This window comes from Acinetobacter sp. (assembly GCF_041911495.1).
GTDB lineage: Bacteria > Pseudomonadota > Gammaproteobacteria > Pseudomonadales > Moraxellaceae > Acinetobacter.
The window spans coordinates 14,143-37,046 of the sequence record NZ_JAYROT010000043.1; the positions used below are offsets into that span (position 1 = coordinate 14,143).

General features: G+C 42.3%; 19 protein-coding genes and 1 pseudogene. 12 read left to right on the top strand and 8 right to left on the bottom strand.

Annotated features, from left to right (window positions below):
* Positions 1–37 precede the first annotated feature (37 nt).
* The 7 genes from ACE3PQ_RS05765 to infC all read left to right on the top strand — a co-directional run bounded on the left by ACE3PQ_RS05765 (position 38) and on the right by infC (position 10,752).
* Entirely contained in the window at positions 38–2,878 is a 2,841-nt protein-coding gene (locus ACE3PQ_RS05765; protein WP_374296089.1) for a 2-oxoglutarate dehydrogenase E1 component, read from the top strand.
* Positions 2,878–4,080, top strand: coding sequence for a 2-oxoglutarate dehydrogenase complex dihydrolipoyllysine-residue succinyltransferase (gene odhB, locus ACE3PQ_RS05770; protein WP_374296030.1), 1,203 nt, complete (start codon positions 2,878–2,880; stop codon positions 4,078–4,080). Before ACE3PQ_RS05765 ends, odhB begins: the two co-directional genes overlap by 1 nt.
* Positions 4,081–4,223: 143 nt before the next feature.
* Entirely contained in the window at positions 4,224–5,660 is a 1,437-nt protein-coding gene (gene lpdA, locus ACE3PQ_RS05775; RefSeq protein ID WP_374296032.1) for a dihydrolipoyl dehydrogenase, read from the top strand.
* Between the two features lie 146 nt (positions 5,661–5,806).
* Positions 5,807–6,973, top strand: a complete 1,167-nt coding sequence (gene sucC, locus ACE3PQ_RS05780; RefSeq protein ID WP_374296033.1) for an ADP-forming succinate--CoA ligase subunit beta — start codon at positions 5,807–5,809, stop codon at positions 6,971–6,973.
* A gap of 13 nt (positions 6,974–6,986) precedes the next feature.
* Entirely contained in the window at positions 6,987–7,877 is an 891-nt protein-coding gene (gene sucD, locus ACE3PQ_RS05785) for a succinate--CoA ligase subunit alpha (protein WP_374296035.1), read from the top strand.
* Positions 7,878–8,271: 394 nt separating this feature from the next.
* The gene (gene thrS, locus ACE3PQ_RS05790) at positions 8,272–10,194 is read left to right on the top strand and encodes a threonine--tRNA ligase (RefSeq protein WP_374296037.1); all 1,923 of its coding nucleotides are present in this window, start codon (positions 8,272–8,274) and stop codon (positions 10,192–10,194) included.
* Between the two features lie 6 nt (positions 10,195–10,200).
* A complete protein-coding gene (gene infC, locus ACE3PQ_RS05795; protein WP_374296091.1) occupies positions 10,201–10,752 on the top strand; it encodes a translation initiation factor IF-3 in 552 nt (183 codons plus the stop codon).
* 30 nt (positions 10,753–10,782) lie between these two features.
* Here the strand turns inward: infC and ACE3PQ_RS05800 are convergent.
* From ACE3PQ_RS05800 to ACE3PQ_RS05835, 8 genes and pseudogenes are all read right to left on the bottom strand, one after another.
* Positions 10,783–11,337, bottom strand: a pseudogene (locus tag ACE3PQ_RS05800) (IS30 family transposase); the annotation flags it as partial.
* 193 nt (positions 11,338–11,530) lie between these two features.
* A complete protein-coding gene (locus ACE3PQ_RS05805; RefSeq protein WP_374296039.1) occupies positions 11,531–11,752 on the bottom strand; it encodes a helix-turn-helix domain-containing protein in 222 nt (73 codons plus the stop codon).
* A 224-nt stretch (positions 11,753–11,976) separates the two neighbouring features.
* The gene (locus tag ACE3PQ_RS05810) at positions 11,977–12,897 is read right to left on the bottom strand and encodes a CysB family HTH-type transcriptional regulator (RefSeq protein WP_374296041.1); all 921 of its coding nucleotides are present in this window, start codon (positions 12,895–12,897) and stop codon (positions 11,977–11,979) included.
* Positions 12,898–13,060: 163 nt separating this feature from the next.
* On the bottom strand, positions 13,061–14,125 hold the full coding sequence (locus ACE3PQ_RS05815) for a sulfate/molybdate ABC transporter ATP-binding protein (protein ID WP_374296043.1): 1,065 nt from the start codon (positions 14,123–14,125) through the stop codon (positions 13,061–13,063).
* 87 nt (positions 14,126–14,212) lie between these two features.
* The gene (gene cysW / locus ACE3PQ_RS05820) at positions 14,213–15,076 is read right to left on the bottom strand and encodes a sulfate ABC transporter permease subunit CysW (RefSeq protein WP_374296045.1); all 864 of its coding nucleotides are present in this window, start codon (positions 15,074–15,076) and stop codon (positions 14,213–14,215) included.
* Entirely contained in the window at positions 15,073–15,906 is an 834-nt protein-coding gene (gene cysT / locus ACE3PQ_RS05825) for a sulfate ABC transporter permease subunit CysT (RefSeq protein ID WP_374296047.1), read from the bottom strand. Before cysT ends, cysW begins: the two co-directional genes overlap by 4 nt.
* Before the next feature lie 365 nt (positions 15,907–16,271).
* Entirely contained in the window at positions 16,272–16,919 is a 648-nt protein-coding gene (locus ACE3PQ_RS05830) for an RBBP9/YdeN family alpha/beta hydrolase (RefSeq protein WP_374296049.1), read from the bottom strand.
* Positions 16,920–16,981: 62 nt separating this feature from the next.
* Complete coding sequence (locus tag ACE3PQ_RS05835; RefSeq protein WP_374296051.1) at positions 16,982–17,989, bottom strand: sulfate ABC transporter substrate-binding protein; 1,008 nt, start codon at positions 17,987–17,989, stop codon at positions 16,982–16,984.
* Between the two features lie 195 nt (positions 17,990–18,184).
* Here ACE3PQ_RS05835 and pabC point away from each other — a divergent pair, with 195 nt between their 5' ends.
* The 5 genes from pabC to ACE3PQ_RS05860 all read left to right on the top strand — a co-directional run bounded on the left by pabC (position 18,185) and on the right by ACE3PQ_RS05860 (position 22,576).
* A complete protein-coding gene (pabC, locus tag ACE3PQ_RS05840) occupies positions 18,185–19,045 on the top strand; it encodes an aminodeoxychorismate lyase (protein ID WP_374296053.1) in 861 nt (286 codons plus the stop codon).
* 87 nt (positions 19,046–19,132) lie between these two features.
* Complete coding sequence (gene mltG / locus ACE3PQ_RS05845) at positions 19,133–20,215, top strand: endolytic transglycosylase MltG (RefSeq protein WP_374296055.1); 1,083 nt, start codon at positions 19,133–19,135, stop codon at positions 20,213–20,215.
* 19 nt (positions 20,216–20,234) lie between these two features.
* On the top strand, positions 20,235–20,837 hold the full coding sequence (gene tmk, locus ACE3PQ_RS05850) for a dTMP kinase (protein ID WP_374296057.1): 603 nt from the start codon (positions 20,235–20,237) through the stop codon (positions 20,835–20,837).
* A gap of 515 nt (positions 20,838–21,352) precedes the next feature.
* The gene (locus ACE3PQ_RS05855; protein WP_374296060.1) at positions 21,353–21,847 is read left to right on the top strand and encodes a hypothetical protein; all 495 of its coding nucleotides are present in this window, start codon (positions 21,353–21,355) and stop codon (positions 21,845–21,847) included.
* 255 nt (positions 21,848–22,102) lie between these two features.
* Complete coding sequence (locus ACE3PQ_RS05860; protein ID WP_241571219.1) at positions 22,103–22,576, top strand: Dps family protein; 474 nt, start codon at positions 22,103–22,105, stop codon at positions 22,574–22,576.
* Positions 22,577–22,904 lie beyond the last annotated feature (328 nt).

The window sequence follows — 22,904 nt, forward strand, 5'->3', positions numbered from 1 at the left end:
ACCACAATTGATTATGCAATAGGAAATGGGTCCACTCATGCAAGATGTTGCTGACGCCATGCGTCTAGACACAGAACTGTCCGCTGATAGTGCAGCGTATATAGAAGAACTTTATGAAAATTATTTGACGTCGCCTGACCTCGTTGGTGAGGATTGGCGTCAATATTTCGATCGATTTCCTAAAGGTGATCAACCACATAGCAACGTCCGCGAGCAGTTTTTACTCCTTGCTCGTAACTCTGGACGTGCACAGCCTATGGCGCATAGCGAGGTCAGTACCGAGCATGAGCGTCGTCAGATTGCAGTATTGCAACTGATCGCAGGTTATCGTAACCGTGGTCATCAAAAAGCTCGACTTGATCCTCTGGGCATTGCACCTCGTGAAGATGTGCCTGATTTGGACTTGAGTACACATGGCTTATCTAAATCGGATTTTGATACTGTATTTAATACGGGTAATCTCGCAATCGGCAAGTCTGAAGTCACTTTGGGTGAGATGGTTGCTGATATGGAGTCGATTTATTGTTCGTCGATTGGTGCAGAATATATGCACATCGTTGATACCGCAGAGAAGCGTTGGATTCAACAACGTCTTGAAGGTGCACGCGGCAAATTCGATTTTAATGCCGATCAGAAAAAACATTTCTTAGAGCGTTTGACCGCAGCCGAAGGTTTGGAAAAATTCCTCGGTAACAAATATGTTGGTGCAAAACGCTTTGGTGTAGAGGGCGGTGAGTCTTTTATTCCAATGGTCAATGAGCTCATTCAACGTGCGGGTGCTGTCGGCTGTAAAGAAGTCGTGATCGGCATGCCTCACCGTGGTCGCTTGAACTTGCTCGTGAATATCATGGGTAAAAATCCTGCGGATTTGTTTAGCGAATTCGAAGGCAAGATGGCAAATACGTCGGGTTCAGGCGATGTGAAATACCATCAAGGCTTCTCATCGAATGTGATGACTCCAGGCGGTGAAGTGCATTTGGCATTGGCATTTAACCCATCACACTTAGAGATCGTTGGACCTGTGGTTGAGGGTTCGGTACGTGCTCGCCAAGTACGCCGTAAAGATATTGGTGGTGATGATGTCTTGCCATTGATCGTACATGGTGATGCAGCATTCGCAGGTCAGGGTGTGAACATGGAAACCTTCCAAATGTCACAGACTCGTGGCTATACGGTGGGTGGTACAGTTCATATCATCGTCAATAACCAAGTTGGTTTTACTACATCTGATCCACGTGACTCACGTTCTACAGAATATTGTACCGACGTTGCGAAGATGATTCAGGCACCGATTTTTCATGTGAATGGTGATGATCCTGAAGCGGTAATCTTTGCCACTCAGCTTGCACATGACTTCCGTCATACTTTCCGTAAAGACGTGGTTATTGATCTATTTTGCTATCGTCGTCGTGGTCATAACGAAGCGGATGAGCCTGCTGCAACACAGCCGATCATGTATCAGAAAATCGCCAAACAACCGACAACACGTACTTTGTATGCCGACAAGTTGATTAATGAAGGCATCATAGATCGTTCTGAAGCTGATGCGATGATTGAAAATTATCGTTCGGATCTCGAAGCGGGCAAACACGTTGCCAATGCTTTGGTACGTGAGCCAAATACACAAATGTTCGTGGATTGGAAGCCATACCTCGGTCATGAATATACTGATGTTTGGGATACGACGATTAGCATCGACCGTTTGAAAGAACTAGGCACGGTTATGAACACTTTGCCTGAAGGCTTTAAGCTTCAACGCCAAGTACAAAAAGTCATTGATGACCGTATGCAAATGCAAACGGGTGAAATGCCACTCAACTGGGGTGCGGCGGAAACTCTAGCCTACGCCTCATTACTTGATGAAGGTTATTTGGTACGTATTACAGGTGAAGACGTTGGTCGTGGTACATTCTCACATCGTCATGCAAAACTGCACAATCAAGTAGATGGATCAGTCTACATTCCACTGTGCCATATCAAAGAAAATCAACCACGTGTTGCGGTCTATGATTCATTGCTTTCAGAAGAAGCAGTGCTTGCATTTGAATATGGCTATGCAACGACTTTGCCAAAAAGCTTAATCATTTGGGAAGCGCAGTTTGGTGATTTTGTGAACTGTGCGCAAGTGGTGATTGACCAGTTTATCGCTTCGGGTGAAACCAAATGGGAGCGTGTTTGTGGCTTGACCATGTTGTTGCCACATGGCTACGAAGGTCAAGGTCCTGAGCATTCATCTGCACGTCTTGAGCGTTTCTTACAACTCTGTGCGGAAGACAATATGCAAGTGATGACACCGACCACACCAGCACAGATTTTCCATGCCTTACGTCGTCAGGCAATCCGTCCGATTCGTAAACCAATGATCGTCATGTCACCGAAGTCACTGCTTCGTCATAAGCTTGCCACTTCGACTTTGGATGAACTTGCAACAGGCACATTCCAAACCGTGATCGATGAGATTGACGAGATTAAAAAAGATGATGTGACTCGCCTAGTGATCTGTGGTGGTAAAGTCTATTACGACATTCTCGAAAAGCGTCGTGAGCTTGGTTTAAACCATATTGCCATCGTGCGTATCGAACAGCTTTACCCATATCCAAAAGATACAATCAACGAGCTACTTGCAAGCTATCCAAACATCACAGATGTGGTTTGGGCGCAAGAAGAGCCGAAAAACCAAGGTGCTTGGTTATTCGTTGCACCTCGTTTGTACGAAGAAATTTTACCTACGGGTAGACCAATTAAAATTCACTATGCAGGACGTGAAGCATCTGCTGCTCCTGCGTGTGGCTCACCTTACTTGCATGCAAAACAACAGTCTGGGCTTGTACTTGACGCATTAGATGTCCAAGCTGAAGAAACAGGAGATAATCAATAATGGCAACTGAAATTAAAGCACCAATATTCCCAGAATCGGTCGCAGACGGCACGATTGCCACATGGCACAAGCAAGCAGGTGAATCTGTAGCACGTGACGAAGTCATCTGTGATATCGAAACGGATAAAGTTGTACTTGAAGTGGTTGCTCCTGCGGACGGTGTAATTAGCAAAATCATCAAAAATGAAGGTGATACTGTTCTTTCGGCAGAAATCATTGCAGAGTTTGAAGCTGGTGCGGCAGATGCTACAGCTTCAACAGCTGAAAAAGTTCAAGAATCTGTAGAAAAAACTGAAGCAGGTGCTGCACCAGTTGTTGAGAAAGCTTCAACGGCTACACAAGTTCAGGATCAGTCGCCAGCAGTACGCAAAGCATTGACTGAACAAGGTTTAGATGCCAAAGATGTGCAAGGCACAGGTCGTGGCGGTCGCATTACCAAAGAAGATGTGGCAAATCATCAAATTAAGCCAGCTGTAACGCCACTGAGCCAATCTGTGAGTGAACGTGTTGAAAAACGTGTACCAATGACTCGCTTACGTAAACGTGTTGCAGAGCGTCTACTTGATGCAACGCAATCTACAGCAATGTTGACTACGTTTAACGAAGTGAACATGAAGCCAATCATGGAATTGCGTAAGCAATTTAAAGATCGCTTTGAAAAGCGTCACGGTGCTCGTCTTGGCTTTATGTCATTCTTTATCAAAGCAGCGACTGAAGCATTGAAACGCTATCCTGCGGTGAACGCTTCAATTGATGGTGATGATATTGTTTATCACGGTTTCTACGATGTGGGTGTCGCAGTATCTTCTGATCGTGGTCTAGTTGTTCCTGTACTTCGTAATACCGATCAAATGAGTTATGCAGAAATCGAAGGTGGTATTGGCGACTATGCAGCGAAAGCGCGTGAAGGCAAATTGAGCCTAGAAGAAATGACTGGCGGTACATTCACCATTACTAATGGCGGTACATTCGGTTCATTGCTATCAACGCCAATCTTGAATCCGCCTCAAACAGCGATTCTTGGCATGCACAAAATCCAAGATCGCCCAATGGCAGTGAATGGACAAGTTGAAATTTTACCGATGATGTATTTGGCATTGTCTTATGACCATCGTCTGATTGATGGTAAAGAAGCTGTAGGGTTTCTTGTGACGATTAAAGAGCTATTAGAAGAGCCTGCTTCTCTATTACTCGATTTGTAATAGCGGAAACATCTTTAATTTCATCTTTTGTTAGTACACATATAGTTTTGCGCTGAAATTGGTTTTATTTGTAGTAAGCCTTTAGCGCAAAAGTAATGACAAATCTAAGACAAAAGCAAGGACAAAATCTAGGAGAACAATCAATGTCCCAACAATTTGATCTTGTTGTGATCGGTGGTGGACCAGGTGGATATGAGGCGGCGATTCGTGCCGCTCAGCTTGGTTTTAAAGTCGCTTGTATTGAAAAGCGCAAACTCAATGGTAAACCATCTCTCGGCGGTACGTGCTTGAACGTCGGCTGTATCCCATCTAAAGCATTATTAGACTCATCGCATCGCTATGAAGCGACTGTACATGAGCTCGATGAACACGGTATTACGACGGGTGAAGTCAGCTTTGATTTAGAAAAAATCTTAGCACGTAAAGACAAAGTCGTAGAACAACTGACTGGCGGCGTTGCACAGCTTCTCAAAGGCAATGGCATCGAGTGGTTACAAGGTTCAGGTAAATTGCTTGCAGGCAAAAAAGTGGAATTCACGCCATTTGAAGGTGAAGTTCAAATTTTAGAGCCAAAATATGTGATCTTGGCGACAGGTTCTGTACCTGTAAACATCCCAGTTGCACCAATTGATGAAGACTTAATTGTTGACTCTACTGGTGCACTCAGCTTCCCAGAAGTGCCAAAACGCCTTGGAGTGATCGGCGCAGGTGTGATCGGTCTTGAGCTTGGTTCCGTATGGCGTCGTTTGGGTTCAGAAGTTGTCGTGTTTGAAGCATTAGACAGTTTCTTGCCAATGGCAGATAAAGCACTTGCAAAGGAATATCAAAAAATCTTGAAGAAGCAAGGTTTGGATATTCGTTTAAATGCCAAAGTCGCTGGTACAGAAGTCAATGGTCGTGAAGTGACCTTGAAATATAGCGAAGCAGGCGAAGAAAAATCACAAGCTTTTGACAAAGTGATCGTATGTGTAGGGCGTAAGCCATATACAGAAAGCCTATTGAGCGATGATTCAGGCATTAAAGTCACAGATCGTGGTTTCGTCGAAGTCAATGATCAATGTTTAACTTCTGTTGAGGGCGTTTATGCGATTGGTGACTTGGTACGTGGGCCAATGCTTGCGCACAAAGCGATGGAAGAAGGCGTGATGGCAGTTGAACGTATTCACGGTCATGCTGCACAGATCAACTATGACACGATTATTAGCGTGATCTATACGCATCCAGAAGCGGCTTGGGTTGGTTTAACCGAAGAGCAAGCAGCTGAGAAAGGACATGCTGTGAAAACAGGTCAATTCCCATTTGCGGTGAATGGCCGTGCCTTAGCAGCAGGTGAGTCAGCAGGTTTTGTGAAATTCGTTGCCGATGAAAAGACCGATCGCTTACTTGGTATGCATGTGATCGGTCCTGGTGCATCAGACATCGTTCATCAAGGCATGATCGCACTTGAGTTTGTATCAAGTGTGGAAGACTTGCAGTTGATGACTTTTGGTCATCCAACCTATTCAGAAGTTGTTCATGAAGCAGCGTTATCCGTTGATGGTCGTGCGATCCACGCTATTCAACGTAAACGTAAGAAATAAGCATTAACCGATGAGGAAGGTCGTCATTGTGCAGTTGTTCGTGGTCTGTGGTTTGGCTATTGCACTGCGCAGTGATTCTCAAAAACCAGTGTCCGCCGAAAAGTTATAAGTCATTTCGGCACGTTAAACACGATTAAGGTAAAACAATGAATCTACATGAGTATCAAGCAAAAGCGTTGTTAAAAAAATACGGCTTCCCTGTACAAGAGGGTGCTTTAGCGACAACGCCAGAAGAAGCAGCAAACGCTTTTGAGCAAATTGGTGGAAAATTTGCAGTCATCAAAGCACAAGTCCATGCAGGTGGTCGTGGTAAAGCAGGTGGCGTAAAAGTCGTTAAATCTAAAGAAGAAGCTGCTCAAGTTGCACAAGACTTAATCGGTACTCGTTTGGTGACGTATCAAACTGATGCATCAGGTCAACCAGTCAACAGCGTATTGGTGTGCCAAGATGTTTATCCAGTAGAGCGTGAGCTATATTTGGGTGCAGTCGTCGATCGTTCTAGTCGTCGTATCACGTTCATGGCATCTACAGAAGGTGGTGTGGAAATTGAGAAAGTGGCAGAAGAAACGCCTGAAAAAATTCTTAAAGTTGAAGTTGATCCATTAGTTGGTTTACAGCCATTCCAAGCACGTGAAGTTGCATTTGCTTTGGGTCTAAAAGACAAGCAAATTAGTCAATTTGTAAAAATCATGACAGGTGCATATCAAGCATTTGTAGAAAATGATTTTGCATTATTTGAAATCAACCCATTGTCAGTGCGTGAAAATGGCGACATCTTGGCGGTTGATGCCAAAGTTGGTATCGACTCAAACGCTTTGTATCGTTTGCCTGAAGTAGCTGCATCACGTGACAAATCTCAAGAGAATGAGCGCGAGCTTAAAGCATCTGAATTTGAACTCAACTATGTTGCACTGGAAGGTAACATTGGCTGTATGGTCAATGGTGCTGGTCTTGCAATGGCAACCATGGACATCATCAAGCTGTATGGCGGTCAACCTGCAAACTTCCTTGACGTAGGTGGCGGCGCGACTAAAGAACGTGTGATTGAAGCGTTCAAATTGATCTTGGCAGATACCTCTGTACAAGGTGTATTGATCAATATCTTCGGTGGTATTGTACGTTGTGACATGATTGCTGAAGCGATTATTGCAGCGGTTCAAGAAGTCAATGTCACTGTACCTGTTGTTGTTCGTCTTGAAGGCAACAACGCAGAACTTGGTGCAAAAATTCTTGACGAATCTGGTTTAAAACTAACTTCTGCAAATGGCTTGGCTGATGCTGCAGAGAAAATTGTTGCTGCAGTAAAAGGCTAAGGGAGTATCAATCATGAGCGTATTAATTAATAAAGACACCAAAGTATTGGTACAAGGTTTTACGGGTAAAAACGGTACATTCCACTCTGCACAAGCACTTGAGTACGGTACAAAAGTTGTTGGTGGTGTGACTCCTGGTAAAGGTGGTTCTACTCACTTAGACTTGCCTGTATTTAACACCATGAAAGACGCAGTAAAAGAAACTGGTGCTGATGCATCTGTGATCTATGTTCCTGCGCCATTCGTATTGGATTCGATCGTCGAAGCAGTTGATTCTGGTGTGGAATTGATCGTAGTGATCACTGAAGGGGTACCGACCATCGACATGCTTAAAGCGAAGCGTTACCTTGAAACCAATGGTAATGGTACACGTCTAGTTGGTCCGAACTGCCCAGGTGTGATTACTCCAGGTGAATGTAAAATCGGTATTATGCCGGGTCACATCCACCAACCAGGTCGTATCGGTATCATTTCACGTTCTGGTACATTGACGTATGAAGCGGTTGCACAAACTACTAAACTTGGTCTAGGTCAATCGACGTGTATCGGTATTGGTGGTGACCCAATCCCAGGAATGAACCAAATTGATGCTTTGACATTATTCCAAGAAGATCCTGATACAGATGCAATCATCATGATCGGTGAGATCGGTGGTTCTGCGGAAGAAGAAGCAGCTGAATTCATCCAATCAAATGTGACGAAACCAGTTGTGGGCTATATTGCTGGTGTGACTGCGCCGAAAGGTAAGCGTATGGGGCACGCAGGTGCGATCATCTCTGGTGGTAAAGGTACTGCGGAAGAGAAGTTTGCTGCATTTGAAAAAGCTGGCATGGCGTATACACGTAGTCCTGCAGAGCTTGGTTCAACCATGCTAGAAGTTTTGAAATCTAAAGGTATGGCATAAGTTTTGTCAGAAATATTTTAATCCACTACCACTACGCCGCTAAGCTCATACGCAGTACGTCGAGTACAGCATCATTCGGTTGCTTAGAGTGTATAAAGTAGTGAACTTAAACTATTTAGACAAAATTATAAGTTATAACTTTCTTAAAGTTTCTCAAAAGCATCTCTTCGGAGGTGCTTTTTTATGGGATTCATGCATGCAAAGCATGATAAAAATAAGCACAGAGGTTTATTAAATCCAAAGATCGGTGTAAAATTTGGTGTTAAATTTTTATGCACCGTTTTATCTGTTTTAGGTTCTTTTAAGCCTTTCAATTAAGCTTTCCAAAAACCTTGATCATAATCTCGCGGTGATATGCTCTTTGGTAGAGGGCATCACTCCTTAAGGATTTTATATGCCAATTATTACCTTGCCGAATGGCGACCAAAAATCTTTCGATCATGCTGTTTCAGTGATGGAAGTTGCACAAAGTATCGGACCGGGACTTGCGAAGAATACCGTTGCAGGACGTGTCAATGATCGTTTGGTTGATGCCAGTGACTTGATTAGCGACGATGCGACATTGCAAATCATCACGCCAAAAGATGATGCAGGTGTCGAAATTATTCGCCACTCATGTGCGCATTTGGTTGGTCATGCGGTCAAGCAATTGTTCCCTGAAGCGAAAATGGTCATCGGACCTGTGATCGAAGAAGGTTTTTATTACGATATTTGGATGCCTCATCCATTCACTTTAGAAGATATGGCAAAAGTCGAAGAGCGTATGAAACAGCTTATCGACCAAGATTATGATGTCATCAAAAAAATGACCCCACGTGCCGACGTGATCAAAGTATTTACCGAGCGTGGCGAAGATTATAAATTGCGCCTTGTTGAAGATATGCCTGATGAGCAAGCGATGGGCTTGTACTATCATCAAGAATATGTCGATATGTGCCGTGGCCCTCACGTGCCAAATACCAAATTCTTAAAGTCATTTAAATTGACCAAGATTTCAGGTGCGTACTGGCGTGGCGATGCCAAAAATGAACAACTGCAACGCATTTACGGCACAGCGTGGGCGGATAAAAAACAGCTTGCCGCTTATGTCAAACGGATTGAAGAAGCTGAAAAACGTGACCATCGTAAGATTGGTAAAGCCCTAGATTTGTTCCACATGCAAGAAGAAGCACCGGGTATGGTGTTTTGGCATCCGAATGGTTGGACAATCTATCAAGTGCTTGAGCAATATATGCGTCAAGTTCAGCAAGACAATGGCTACCTTGAGATTAAGACCCCGCAAATCGTTGATTTCACATTGTGGGAAAAATCAGGTCACGCTGCTAACTACGCTGAGAATATGTTCACTACACATTCAGAAAGTCGTAACTATGCAGTCAAACCGATGAACTGCCCATGTCACGTACAAGTCTTTAATCAAGGCTTGAAGTCGTACCGTGATTTGCCGATTCGTTTGGCGGAGTTTGGTTCGTGTCACCGTAATGAGCCGTCAGGTTCGTTGCACGGTATCATGCGTGTGCGTGGCTTTACCCAAGATGATGCACATGTCTTTTGTACCAAAGAGCAAATTGGTCAAGAAGTTGCAGACTTCATCAAGCTGACTTTGGATGTGTACAAAGATTTTGGCTTTGAAGAAGTGCAAATGAAACTCTCGACACGCCCTGAAAAACGTGTGGGTGATGATGCACTTTGGGATATTGCTGAAAAATCTTTGGCAGATGCACTGGACGAAGCAGGTCTTGATTGGCAACTGCAACCGGGTGAAGGTGCATTCTATGGGCCAAAAATTGAATTTTCACTGAAAGACTGTCTTGGTCGTGTCTGGCAGTGCGGTACGATACAGTGTGACTTCAACTTGCCAGTACGCTTAGACGCAGAATTTGTGACAGAAGAGAACGATCGTGACCATCCAGTGATGTTGCACCGTGCGATTCTTGGTAGTTTTGAGCGATTTATTGGTATACTGATTGAACACTACGCAGGATTTATGCCACCGTGGTTATCACCGATTCAAGCCTGTGTGCTCAACATAACCGATGCGCAAGCTGAGGCTTGCCAATCTGTGGTTGCGAAACTAAAGTCGAAAGGGATTCGTGCAGAGTCTGACTTGAGAAATGAGAAGATCGGCTTTAAAATTCGCGAGAAAACTTTGGAACGTGTACCATATCTACTTGTACTCGGTGATCGAGAAGTGGAAGAAGGGACAGTCAATGTCCGTACACGTACAGGAAAAAATTTGGGTACGATGTCTATTGATGCGTTCATTGACCTCGTAAATTCAGCCGTTGCCGAACGTGGCCGGTATATTGTGGAGTAAATAGCAATCAAACAACCTGACCGTAATAAACAGCAAAGTGCAAAATCGAACCGTCCTGCGATTAACGACGAGATCCGTGCGAAAGAAGTACGCCTCGTTGCCGCTGATGGTGAGCAAAAAGGCATCGTGACACTTGCAGAGGCAATCAAAGCCGCTGAAGATGCTGATCTAGATTTGGTAGAGATCGTGGCGAATGCTGAGCCACCAGTCTGCAAAATCATGGATTACAACAAGCACTTGTTTGATCTAAAACAAAAGCAAAAAGACGCCAAAAAGAAACAACATCAAGTACAGGTGAAAGAAATTAAAATTCGCCCAGGTACTGATGTTGGTGACTATAATGTGAAACTACGTGCGATCACTAAGTTCCTTGAAGAAGGTAACAAAGTGAAAATCTCATTGCGTTTCCGTGGTCGTGAAATGGCGCACCAAGATCTTGGTTTGGCACAATTACAAAAGATCGAAGCCGATGTGGCAGAGATTGGTGTGATTGAGCAAGCACCGAAGATGGAAGGTCGTCAGATGGGTATGCTCATTGGACCAAAGAAAAAGAAATAATTGATTCTTTTTCCATAAAAAACGCAGTTTTTAGACTGCGTTTTTTATTGCATTGATTTGCATTTGAAGTGCAACACCGTGCTGTTGCCATAATACCTGACTCAGACTTCTAAAGCTGAGTCTTTTTCTAGGGCGGTGATTCAGACGTTGCGTGATTTCTGCAATATAAGCCACTGTATACATATTCAAATCACTGCCTTTCTTGATATATTGCCTGATTAAACCATTGGTATTTTCATTCGTACCTCGTTGCCAAGCACTATAAGGATCAGCGAAATACCAGCCTATTTCTAATGCTTGAGCAGTATATTCATACAGGCTGAACTCTTTACCATTATCTGCGATAATCGTTTTGAGTTGATCTTTGATCGGCATGAGAAGTCTGATCGTTGCTTGGGAAATTTCTTCTGCCTTACGTGTTTGGCATTTCTTGAGCCATAAATAGCCAGTTTTGCGATCAACGATAGAAACTAATGATTGCTGATGGTACTTACCTACAATCGTATCTATTTCTAAATCACCAAAGCGGATGAGTTGTTCAACCTCAGTGGGTCGATCATGGATACTTTTACGATTATTTAGTTGACCACGAGTTTCAGGAGAACCCTATTTTCTTTTTGTTTGATTTCTGAACCGTAGATTGAGAAATAACTTTCCACCTGTGCCTTTATCTTGTCGTATGAAACGATAAATTGAATGCAAACTGACAGAAACATGTGAGGCGATCTGTTTGGGACTCCATTGATGCTTGAGATGGGAAATGACACGAGCCCATATTTCATGAGAGATTCTTTTTATGATTGGAGCAGTGGTGTCTTTTGGCGAGTTGATCGGCATGTTTAGTGAAATAATCGTTTCTTGCACGATTACGTTGAATTTCTCTAGAAATGGTCGAAGATGAACAATTTAGCCTACATGCGATATGACGCTTCGAAAAACCTTCTCGTAACAACGCATAAATCTGATATCTTTCTTCTAGAGTGAGATGGGTATAGATCATGCGTGCAACTTTGACTTTGGACGGTCGGAAGCAAAATGCTAGCTCATCTTGCTTCTTTCCAATAATTTAGTCTCTCTTGCACTTCATTTGAGAATCTAAGGTTAGAAAATAGTGGATATTTCATAGATTTTCAGGTGGGTAATCTAAACGCATAAAAAACCACCGTTTATATGATTCTTCTAATTCGGACACTATAAACGATGGCATTTTCCAAACTGTAACACTTACTCAGGATAAGCGGCTTTTTTCAAGGCTTTAATATCTGTATTTGGCGAGCACAGTGAAATGAAGTCATAACCATAGCCACGAAGCAAATGTCCTTTGCGCACAGCAATCCACGTGGTATTGGTACCAAATAACGAGGTTTTGATCTGTTTTAAACGGTGATCACGTTCCCCATCGAATGCTACACCATTGACAATACCTACGCCCATGCCTAGCTCAACATAGGTTTTGATGACGTCGGCATCGAGCGCTGACATGACGATTTCTACATCAAGGCTGGCTTCTTGAAAGGCTTGGTCGATCTTCGAGCGCCCTGTAAAACCGCCATGATAGGTGATCAGGGGATATTCAGCGAGATCGTATAGACTCAATTCTTCAATTTGGGTCAAAGGATGATCTTTCGGCGTCAAGATGCAATGTTGCCATTGATAGTAGGGCACACTTGCTAGGGCATCTTCGGTGGTGAGTGATTCCGTGGCAATGCCAATATCCGCCTCGCCGAGCAGCAGCATTTCAGCAATCTCTACGGGACTGCCTTGTTGTAGGATCAGATGGACTTTCGGGAACAATTTTTTAAATTGACTGACGATCGGCGGTAGCACATAACGCGCTTGGGTATGCGTGGTGGCAATGGTTAACGTGCCTTCATTAACCAGATTGAAGTCATCGGCAAGACGTTTGATATTATCTGCATCGACCAACATGCGCTCAACGATACCGAGTAGCGACTGCCCTGGCTCCGTCAGACCTAGTAGACGCTTACCTTTACGCACGAAAAGCTGTACACCAAGCTCATCTTCCAAATCTTTGATGTGTTTACTCACCCCAGACTGTGAGGTGTAGAGGGCATTGGATGCCTCAGTCAGATTGTAGTTCTGACGTACCGTTTCTCGGATAATTCTTAATTGTTGAAAATTCACTCAATATCTCCGTGAATAATGCAAATTCGCATCATTACTTATCAAGACGAGATTTGCTGAAATTATAGATTCATTTACTTTTAAATGTTGAATTATTTCAGTAAATTAAGCGTCTTAGTTGAATCAGTATAGCAACTTTATTAGTAGCAATGTTAGCAATCGCTTATGCCGACTGTGACACATCAAAAATATGTAAATTTGACGCTGCAATCCACACCGATTGTTGTGCTCGCAGTTGTAATTGACCCGCTTGTTCAGGACTCAAACGGATCTCAATCAAGCGTCCATCATTATCACGAAACTCCGCCAAAATCTCGCCTGCAATCCACAGCTCACGTTGGAAATGTGCCTGAATGGTATTGTGCTGTGGCGTGGTATGAATGTGCAATTCATTTGGTCGAGCAAAGGCAATCACTTGACCTTCAGCACGTGCTTGATGATCAGGGAGAATTAAATTCGATTGACCAAGCTGTAAGGTATTTTGCTTTACATTACCGTCAAAACGATTTGCCTGACCCAAGAAATCAAATACAAACGGACTCGCAGGATAGTCATACACTTCACGTGGCGTACCGATTTGTTCGACTTGCCCTTTATTCATCACCACGATTTGATCAGCAACTTCTAGTGCTTCTTCTTGGTCGTGCGTCACGAAGATTGAGGTAATGTGCAATTCATCATGTAGATTGCGCAACCAACGGCGCAGTTCTTTACGCACTTTGGCATCCAGTGCGCCAAAAGGTTCATCGAGCAACAATACACGTGGCTCAACCGCTAAAGCACGAGCAAGCGCAATACGTTGACGCTGACCACCCGAGAGCTGTGCAGGATAACGATCTGCCAAAAAGTCAAGCTGTACGAGGTCGAGCAATCGAGTGACTTTTTTCTTAATCTCCGCTTCGCTTGGACGTGTTTTACGAGGGCGAACACGTAAGCCAAATGCGACATTATCAAACACAGTCATGTGACGAAATAAGGCGTAATGCTGAAAGACAAAACCCACTTGACGGTGACGCACATGAACATCGGTGGCATCTTGCCCTTCTAAAAGCACGTGTCCTGAATCCGCCGATTCTAAACCTGCGATGATACGTAGTAGCGAGGTTTTGCCACAGCCCGATGGACCAAGCAGGGCAACCAATTCGCCTTCTGGGAAATCAAGGCTAATGTCTTGGAGTGCGTGAAAATTTCCAAAATGTTTGTCGATGTTTTTGACTTGAATACTCATGTCGAATTCCTAAAATCTGTGGTCAATATTTACTGATTAATTTGGCTAAAATTGTGGCTAAACGTGCATGGCGAAATGCTGTTGGGCTTATTGTCGTTCTTGGCGAAGCTCAACCCATGTCTTAATAATCAAGGTCACGATCGCAAGTAAAGCTAACAACGTCGCTACGGCAAATGCGGCACTGTAGCTATACTCGTTGTAGAGAATCTCGACATGTAGTGGCAGGGTATTGGTTTCACCACGAATATGCCCAGACACCACTGATACCGCACCAAACTCACCCATTGCTCGGGCATTACACAGAATCACACCGTAGAGCAGACCCCATTTGATATTGGGCAAAGTCACTTTCCAAAAGGTCTGCCAACCTGACGCACCGAGTACAATTGCCGCTTCCTCTTCCTCTGTACCTTGCGCTTCCATCAATGGAATCAGCTCACGAGCAACAAAAGGCACGGTGATAAATACAGTCGCAAGGATAATCGCAGGTACGGCATAGAGAATCGCCACATCACGGTCTTGCAACCATTCGCCCCACCAACCTTGTGTGCCGAACAGTAGAACGAGCATCAGACCTGCAATCACAGGTGATACGGAAAATGGCAAATCAATTAAAGTGGTCAGAATGGATTTGCCCTTAAATCGAAACTTGGTCACTACCCAAGCGGCTACGATACCAAAAATCACATTTAGCGGAACAGCAACGGCAGCCGTGAGTAAAGTGAGTTTCACCGCAGATAAAGTATCAGGCTCAACCAATGCTGCAAAAAATACCGCACTGCCTTGACGAAAGGCTTCTACAAAGACCAAAACCAAAGGCAACATCAAGCAACTGACAAAGAATAAAAGGGCGATCCCGATCAAGACATAACGTACAGCGCTCGGCTCACGAGTGGCATCTTGCGACTGTAGGCGTAGTGCCAATGCCGTTGAAGAATGATTGGCGTTCATGATACGGTTCTCCCTGTACGGCGACTTGCCCAACCTTGTAACAGGTTAATAATCAATAAGAAAATAAAAGAAATGACCAACATCACTACCGCAATGGTGGTTGCGCCTGCATAGTCGTATTCTTCTAAGCGAGAAATAATCAATAGCGGTGCAATTTCTGTTTGATAGGGTTGATTGCCTGCAATAAAAATCACCGAGCCATATTCACCGACACCACGTGCAAAGGCGAGGGCAAAACCAGTAAGTAATGCAGGCAGTAAAATCGGGAAAATGACTTTGGTAATCGTCTGCCAACGATTGGCACCTAAGGCACTGGCTGCTTCTTCAAGCTCAGTTTCCAAATCGGCAAGGACAGGTTGTACCGTGCGCACCACGAAAGGAATCCCGATAAAGACTAGAGCCAAGGTAATTCCGATCGGTGTATAGGCGATCTCAATCCCAACTCGATCAAAGTACTGACCAATCCAACCGTTCTGCGCATACAGTGCGGTCAAGGCAATCCCTGCAACGGCTGTAGGCAGGGCAAAAGGCAAATCAATCATGGCATCAACAAGTCGCTTACCAAAGAATTGATAACGCACCAAACACCACGCTAAGATCAAGCCAAACACAAGGTTTAACGCCGCAGCAAATAGGGCAGTGGAAAAGCTCAGTTGTAAGGATTTCAACACACGTTCTGAGCCTAAAATCTCCCAAAATCCATCCCATCCAATCCCGAGAGAATGGATAAACACTGCAGATAAGGGCAAAATCACGATCAAGGTCAAATACGTTAAGGTCACCCCAAGAGATAAACCAAAACCTGCGATCACACGGGACTGTCGTGCCATAGGAACACCTAATTATTTAAAAAAACTAAAAATCTAAAAAACGGAGTTTCGAGGAAATAGGGACTTCATCTAATTGAAAAATATAAAGTCTTGCTCCGAATCATACCGTTTATAGTCATATAGGCAGATCAACCTTCGGTTCGACCTACTTTTTTTTCGGGATGAGTGGCATTGCCACGCAAGGGCAAACCAACTTGCGCAACAGTGTTGCTCATCGCAAACTCGGTCATACACTAAAATTTATCCAATGCCTTGAAAAACGCCATTTTGCTAATATTGTTCTGACCTCGGACAATGCGACTGACGTTTCCACGAATCAGATGATTTATACTCATCTTATGCCGTACTTAGGCGAATACTAAAAATTAGCCTGCCAGACTAAAACGTCTTTGCAACACAGTGTTCTTTTGGAATAAAAACGGTTGCTGTTGCATCACCTGCAAATAATCAAGCAACTGCCACCATGCGCCATAACCTGATTCAACATTGATATGCCCTGCAAGCCCTTGATTGATATATGGCACATCCCACGCTTTGGCATAGGTGATGGCATCCTCAAAAGCCAGCCACGGATCGTTTTCACTTAAGATCAATAAAGTCGGTAAATCGAGCGTATATTTCAAAAAATCTGTCGTATAAGAGCCGTTTGTAGATGAATCGTTGCTATTCACCCCATTAGCAAAACCTGTTGTAGAAAACCGTGCAGGATTGGCAGGCGCAACAAGAATGACTTGTTCAACCCATTGTTTCAGCTGTGGATATTGATTCAATGCTGCAATGGTAGTTAAGCAACCAAAGCTGTGCGCAACCAGCTGAATCGGACGATGATATTGGCTGACATGCTGATAAAAGCGTTGCACCCAATGATTCAGCACAGGCTTGTTCCAATCGTGTTGAACGACCCTTGAGGAGTCGCCGAGTTTATAGGCAAGCCATGACTGCCAATGATTGGCATCACTATCACCTACACCCGGAACGATGATGGTATGTAATGTATGTAAGTTATTACTCATCTGCGCCACCTCTTGGTTGATTTTTATTGCAAAGTTTTCAAATTGCACTATTTAAATTTGCATTATTGGCTGTTGTTGGCTTTGACGATTTGATCGAAAATGCCACCATTATCGAAATGATGTTTTTGCGTCTTTTTCCAACCACCAAATTCTTTGTCGATAGTGACCAATTTCAACGGTTTAAAGACATTGCTGTATTTTTTCAGCACGGCATTATTACGTGGACGGTAATAGTTTTTCGCTGCAATCTCTTGTCCTGCAGGGGAATACAAATAGTTCAGATAGCCTTTGGCTAAGTGCTCATTGCCATTTTTCTTGGCATTCTTTTCAACGACTGCAACAGGTGGTTCAGCCAAGATGGACAGACTTGGGGTTACGATCTCAAACTTACCCGGTTGCTCACGAATCGCGAGATGTGCTTCATTTTCCCAAGCGAGTAAAACATCGCCGATACCACGTTCAGCAAAAGTTGTGGCTGAACCACGTGCACCTGAATCCAGTACTTTGGTATTTTTATAAATCTGACGAACGAACTCTTGCGCTTTGGCATCGGTTCCACCTTTTTGATGCTTCGCCCAAGCCCATGCTGCGAGATAATTCCAACGTGCACCGCCCGAGGTTTTTGGATTTGGTGTAATGATTTCGACACCATCTTTCACCAAATCGCCCCAATCTTGCAGACCTTTTGGATTGCCTTTACGCACCAAGAACACGATGGTTGAAGTATACGGCGTGGCGTTATTTGGCAGTTTGGATTGCCAGTTGGCAGGGAGTAATTTTGCCTTTTCAGCGATGACGTCAATATCCGCTGCCAATGCCAAAGTCACCACGTCGGCATTTAAGCCATCAATCACTGCACGAGCTTGCTTACCTGAACCGCCATGTGATTGTTTAAAATTAACGTCTTGCTTGGTGCGATCTTTCCACCAGTCGCCAAAAGATTTGTTGAGCTCGGTATACAGCTCACGCGTCGGGTCATATGACGCATTAAGAAAATCTTTGGCAAAAGTCGCACTACTTAAACCTAAAAGTGCGATGGCAATACCTGTTTTCACTGTTGTAAATTTCATGATGTATTCTCCAAAATATGTAAATTGAATGTTTGCAAAAGTATTCTCTGTTTTTGATAAGGCAAGCATATGTAGTTTTCTAAAGCATAAAAAATATTTAAAAACGCAATTAATATGAAAAAAAGTGATTTATAAGTTGTTTTAAAACGATTAATAGTTTGAAATGATGCACGTATCTCCAAAGAATGAATGACAATGCTGATTCAAAAAAACGCCAAAATGATCTCTGATCATGAGCATCAACATCTTATTTCTATTGAAGATCGTGGATTTTTGTATGGCGATGGATGCTTCACCACAGCACAGCATGGTCGAGGTGAAATTCACCTATGGCAACGTCATCTTGCACGTTTTGAAAAGGCAATTCCTGCGCTTTGCTTAAATTGTGATATGGATCGAATCAATACAGATAAAGAAAATTTCTTAAATCAAATATCAGCGCAATATGGCGAAAATGCACACGGCACAATAAAAATTCTCATTAGTCGAGGGCAGGGACAACGTGGTTATGCACCACCTGATCAAGATGCAGATCTGTATTTTTACTTTTATCCAAAAACGGCATTTTCCAGCGAAATTTCAGTTTTAGAAAAAGTTGGATTGATGGATCAAGCCTTGTCTACGCCAATGCAACAACTGCGTGGTATTAAAAGTTTGAATCGAATTGAGCAAGTGATTTTAAAACATCAAGCCAATCAACAGGATTGGCACGAAGCACTTTGTTTTGATCAACATGATGATTTAGTTGAAGGTATTTCCAGTAATTGCTTTGTTTATATGAATGGGCAATGGCATACGCCAGATTTGGCATTGGCAGGCATTGATGGTGTGATGCGTCAAGAGATTTTATCTCGGATGCAACACTTTCAAATTGCACATCAAATCCGTAAAATTAAGCGTTCAGAATTGGCATCAGTTCAGGCGATTTTTTTCTGTAATAGTTTACACGCAATGCAGATCGTTCAAACTTTGATTGATGACTATGGTGAGCAACAGTTAAATCGAGCTGTTTGTGAAAGCGTATTTCAGCAGTTGCAATTATCCGATTTGAGTTAAGGTGTTCACGCTTTCATTACAGCACTCTGCTTGAATATGAGCGGTAAAGAAGTTTAAATCTTCACATTATTTTATTAAGTATTTTTTATGGCAAAGCAAACGCAACGAAAGTCTGCAACTTCGAAAAAATCGGCAAAACAGAAACCTAAGTTTTTTAATCGAAAATTTCCAAAACTCATCGCTGCGGTTTTTGTAATTGGATTGCTATGCTGTGCTTATGTTTTATCACAGAGTCTTTGGAAAGATTATCCTACGGATAAAAAAGTACAGATGCTGTCGATCGAAAAAGGGCAGACCTATTCTAAGTTTATTGACCAATTAGATGATAACGATCAAGTTAAATTTCCAATCGTACTGAAACTTTATCAACGCTTCGTCATTAACGATACGATGAAAGCAGGTGTCTATGAAGTGCATCAAGGTGATTCGATTGCCTCTGTTTTAAGCATGGTAAGCAACGCTGAAAATGCACTAATGAGCCGTATTTTGGTGATTGAAGGAACGACATTTAAGCAACTGAAACAACAACTACAGAACAATCAATATGTTAAAAATACCGTGCTTGATCAGTCAGATGCGGAAATTTTAAAAGCCATTGGTGCAACGGAATCCCATCCTGAAGGCTTATTTGCTCCTGATACCTATTTTTATGCCAAAGGTGAAACGGACATCACGATTCTAAAAGATTTGTATCAACGTCAGCAGAAAATTTTGGCAGAAGAATGGGCTAAGCGTAGTGCAGATCTACCTTATGACAATGCTTATGAAGCGTTAATCATGGCGTCCATCGTAGAGAAAGAAACTTCGATTGATGCGGAACTTGAGCAAGTGTCAGGTGTCTTTGTGCGTCGTTTAAATATCGGTATGCGCCTGCAAACTGACCCAACAGTGATCTATGGTATGGGCGATCGCTACAAGGGTAATATTCGTCGTAGTGATTTAACCACGCCTACGGCTTATAATACATATACTATCAATGGCTTACCACCGACACCGATAGCCTTGCCGAGTCAAAAGTCGATTCATGCAGCTTTACATCCTGATGATGGCAAAGCGATCTATTTTGTGGCGACAGGTGATGGTGGGCATAAATTTAGCAATACCTTGCAAGAACATAATCAGGCGGTAAGAGACTATCTAACGCAACTTCGTAAGAACCGTAGTGAATGATCAAAAATAAGGAATAACAATGTTTATTAGTTTTGAAGGGACAGAAGGCGTTGGTAAAAGTACACTGATTGCCAGTTTAAACAAGGCTTTAAGCGGTGAGTATGATGTTGTATTAACCCGTGAACCAGGTGGCACACCGCTTGCCGAGCAGATTCGAGAACTTTTGTTGACGCCAAAACAGGAGCAGGTGAGTCATGCGACAGAATTACTCCTCATCTATGCAGCACGTGCGCAACATCTAGATCAAGTGATTTTACCTGCTTTAGCGCAGAATAAAGTCGTGCTATGTGATCGTTTTGTCGATGCCAGTGTTGCCTATCAACATGGCGGGCGTGGCATGGATAAAGCGCAAATTGATCTCTTAACCAATACCTTTGTGGCAAAAATGCCTGATTTGACCTTTTGGCTTGATTTGCCTGTAGAGCAGGGTATGCAGCGTGCGAAGAATCGTGGTGCACTCGATCGTTTTGAACAAGAAAAGATGGCGTTTTTTCAACGCATTCAAGAAAGCTATCGCCAATTGGCTGAACAAAATCCACAACGCATAATTCGTCTTGATGCTTCACAGAGTGCAGAACAACTTTTTGCGCAAGCTTTGACAATTATTCAAGAAAAAATGTAAGGCTTTAGCGAAAACCAAAAAACCAATAGGCAAAAATAAAGCTAGAGATCATCGGCTAAGATCACTAGCTTTGCTTTGGAGGAAATAAATCACTTTGTTCTTCTATTCTGTTATGAAAAGAGTATAGCAAGCTTATTTATTCATCAGAATTGCAAAATACGACAATACTAAAATAAATATTTAGATTTAATTATCAATTAATTCTGTACAATTCCTTGTATAAATTTCATCTACTTACTAATTCTTAAAAAATAGTATTTTTTATTGAAACAATTGTTCAAACTTTGACATTTTGTCATTTTTATACAATTGTATTCCTTGCAGTAAATTGGCAAAAAATGACAGAACTAATGTCGTGTATTGTAATAATTTATTTCTGATGTCAAAAGCATTTTACGTTGCAATCTTGCGTTGTTGTTTGGCGCTGTAGTCTTGAGTTGCTGTCTTGAGATTTTAGGTAGTCAATATTCTTCAGACACACTACAATAGGCGACTTTGATTATTTGAGTCATTTTATGTTTGTTATTTTCTTGACAGATCGTCGTGAAACGGTTGAATTTAAAGATTACCCAGGTGGTGATTCGATCAAATTTATGATGAATTTTAAGAAAATTTTCCCAAGTACAATGGATTTACTTCTACCAATTTTGCCTGAAAGTGATGAGCAAGTTGAGGATATTACGTGGGAAAGTACACATAAAGATTATCAAATGTTTCAGCGGTTGATACAAGAATGGGCAACAGTTGAGTTTCGATTGACGGCGCTTACGAAGCTAAAAGATCGTGATTTTGCCAATCAGTTGGTAAAAAAAGCACAGCAAGCACGTAAAAACTTTCAACAAAAGCAAAACCGACTGAATCAATTATATGATGACTACGTATTCTTACTTGCGATGCATAGTTATCTAGATACAGAGTTGGTTGAAATTGGTGCGAATTTTTATTTGCCAACACTTCGCAATGACTGGAAAAATGATGTACCAAAAGCAGTGTTGATGCTGTCATTTTGAGCAATATGTGCTTCTACGCTACATTTGCTGACTTAGTTAATTCTTTTAAAAGATATATTAACAATTTGAAAATAAACCGCTGTCAATTGACACACACCTTACATTTGGGTTTGTTAGTATAGTTTGCATAAGTTGATGATCTGTTGAGTGCTTTTTAGTTTTGCAACTTTAGATTTGCAAAAGAAACGCAGAGTTTGCACTGAATATATCAAAAATTTTTAAATTAATTTTTTTGATTAGAGGAAGAGAAATCACATGGCAAACACCAATCAAATCGGTCTTGAAAAAAAAGACATGACAGAAATTATTAAAAAATTAAATAACCTTTTATCCAGCTATCACATTTTTTATATTAACGTGCGTGGCTATCACTGGAATGTGAAAGGCGAGCACTTTTTCTCTCTACATGAAAAATTTGAAGAGCTCTATACAGACTTACAACTTCAAATTGATGAAATTGCAGAACGTATTTTGACGCTTGGCGGTGTGCCCCTTCATGCGTATTCAGATTTCTCTGAAAATGCATCGATCAAAGAAGATAAAAATGTTCACGATGGCAAAGCATGTGTGAAAGGCTTAGTGTCTGGCTTGCAAGCCCTGATCGAAGAGCAACGTACGGTTGCCGAAGCTGCGGAAGGTGTGGACGATCAAGGATCAGCTGATCTTGTGACTGAATATGTGCAAGAGCAAGAAAAATTAGTTTGGATGTACACTGCATTTTTAGGTTAATTTTTCAAAAATTCAAATCTCTTAGATTTTAATTTTCAGGTTAGTTATCTTGGAAAGCATCACATCAGTGGTGCTTTTTATTTTGATGTTTTGAAATATCGAACAAATATAGAAATAAAAAAACCAATCAACTCAGCTTCAAAAGTTGATTGGTTTTAAACTTGTTTTAGTTCTGTCTGCGCTCTCATCCTTTGGATTATTCGCAATCCGACGGTTTATTCACTTGTTATTTTTATAGTTTGATGTCGTTTAAACATCATCAAAAATTAAAATTATTGTTATCAAGTTGTGATGCCTATATTAAGTAACCAACTTGACACTTTGATGA

Coding starts and splice junctions, on each gene's coding strand:
- ACE3PQ_RS05765 (WP_374296089.1), top strand. CDS start 38: ATGCAAGATGTTGCTGACGCCATGCGTCTAGACACAGAACTGTCCGCT.
- odhB (WP_374296030.1), top strand. CDS start 2,878: ATGGCAACTGAAATTAAAGCACCAATATTCCCAGAATCGGTCGCAGAC.
- lpdA (WP_374296032.1), top strand. CDS start 4,224: ATGTCCCAACAATTTGATCTTGTTGTGATCGGTGGTGGACCAGGTGGA.
- sucC (WP_374296033.1), top strand. CDS start 5,807: ATGAATCTACATGAGTATCAAGCAAAAGCGTTGTTAAAAAAATACGGC.
- sucD (WP_374296035.1), top strand. CDS start 6,987: ATGAGCGTATTAATTAATAAAGACACCAAAGTATTGGTACAAGGTTTT.
- thrS (WP_374296037.1), top strand. CDS start 8,272: ATGCCAATTATTACCTTGCCGAATGGCGACCAAAAATCTTTCGATCAT.
- ACE3PQ_RS05805 (WP_374296039.1), bottom strand. CDS start 11,752: ATGATCTATACCCATCTCACTCTAGAAGAAAGATATCAGATTTATGCG.
- ACE3PQ_RS05815 (WP_374296043.1), bottom strand. CDS start 14,125: ATGAGTATTCAAGTCAAAAACATCGACAAACATTTTGGAAATTTTCAC.
- cysW (WP_374296045.1), bottom strand. CDS start 15,076: ATGAACGCCAATCATTCTTCAACGGCATTGGCACTACGCCTACAGTCG.
- cysT (WP_374296047.1), bottom strand. CDS start 15,906: ATGGCACGACAGTCCCGTGTGATCGCAGGTTTTGGTTTATCTCTTGGG.
- ACE3PQ_RS05830 (WP_374296049.1), bottom strand. CDS start 16,919: ATGAGTAATAACTTACATACATTACATACCATCATCGTTCCGGGTGTA.
- ACE3PQ_RS05835 (WP_374296051.1), bottom strand. CDS start 17,989: ATGAAATTTACAACAGTGAAAACAGGTATTGCCATCGCACTTTTAGGT.
- pabC (WP_374296053.1), top strand. CDS start 18,185: ATGCTGATTCAAAAAAACGCCAAAATGATCTCTGATCATGAGCATCAA.
- mltG (WP_374296055.1), top strand. CDS start 19,133: ATGGCAAAGCAAACGCAACGAAAGTCTGCAACTTCGAAAAAATCGGCA.
- tmk (WP_374296057.1), top strand. CDS start 20,235: ATGTTTATTAGTTTTGAAGGGACAGAAGGCGTTGGTAAAAGTACACTG.
- ACE3PQ_RS05855 (WP_374296060.1), top strand. CDS start 21,353: ATGTTTGTTATTTTCTTGACAGATCGTCGTGAAACGGTTGAATTTAAA.
- ACE3PQ_RS05860 (WP_241571219.1), top strand. CDS start 22,103: ATGGCAAACACCAATCAAATCGGTCTTGAAAAAAAAGACATGACAGAA.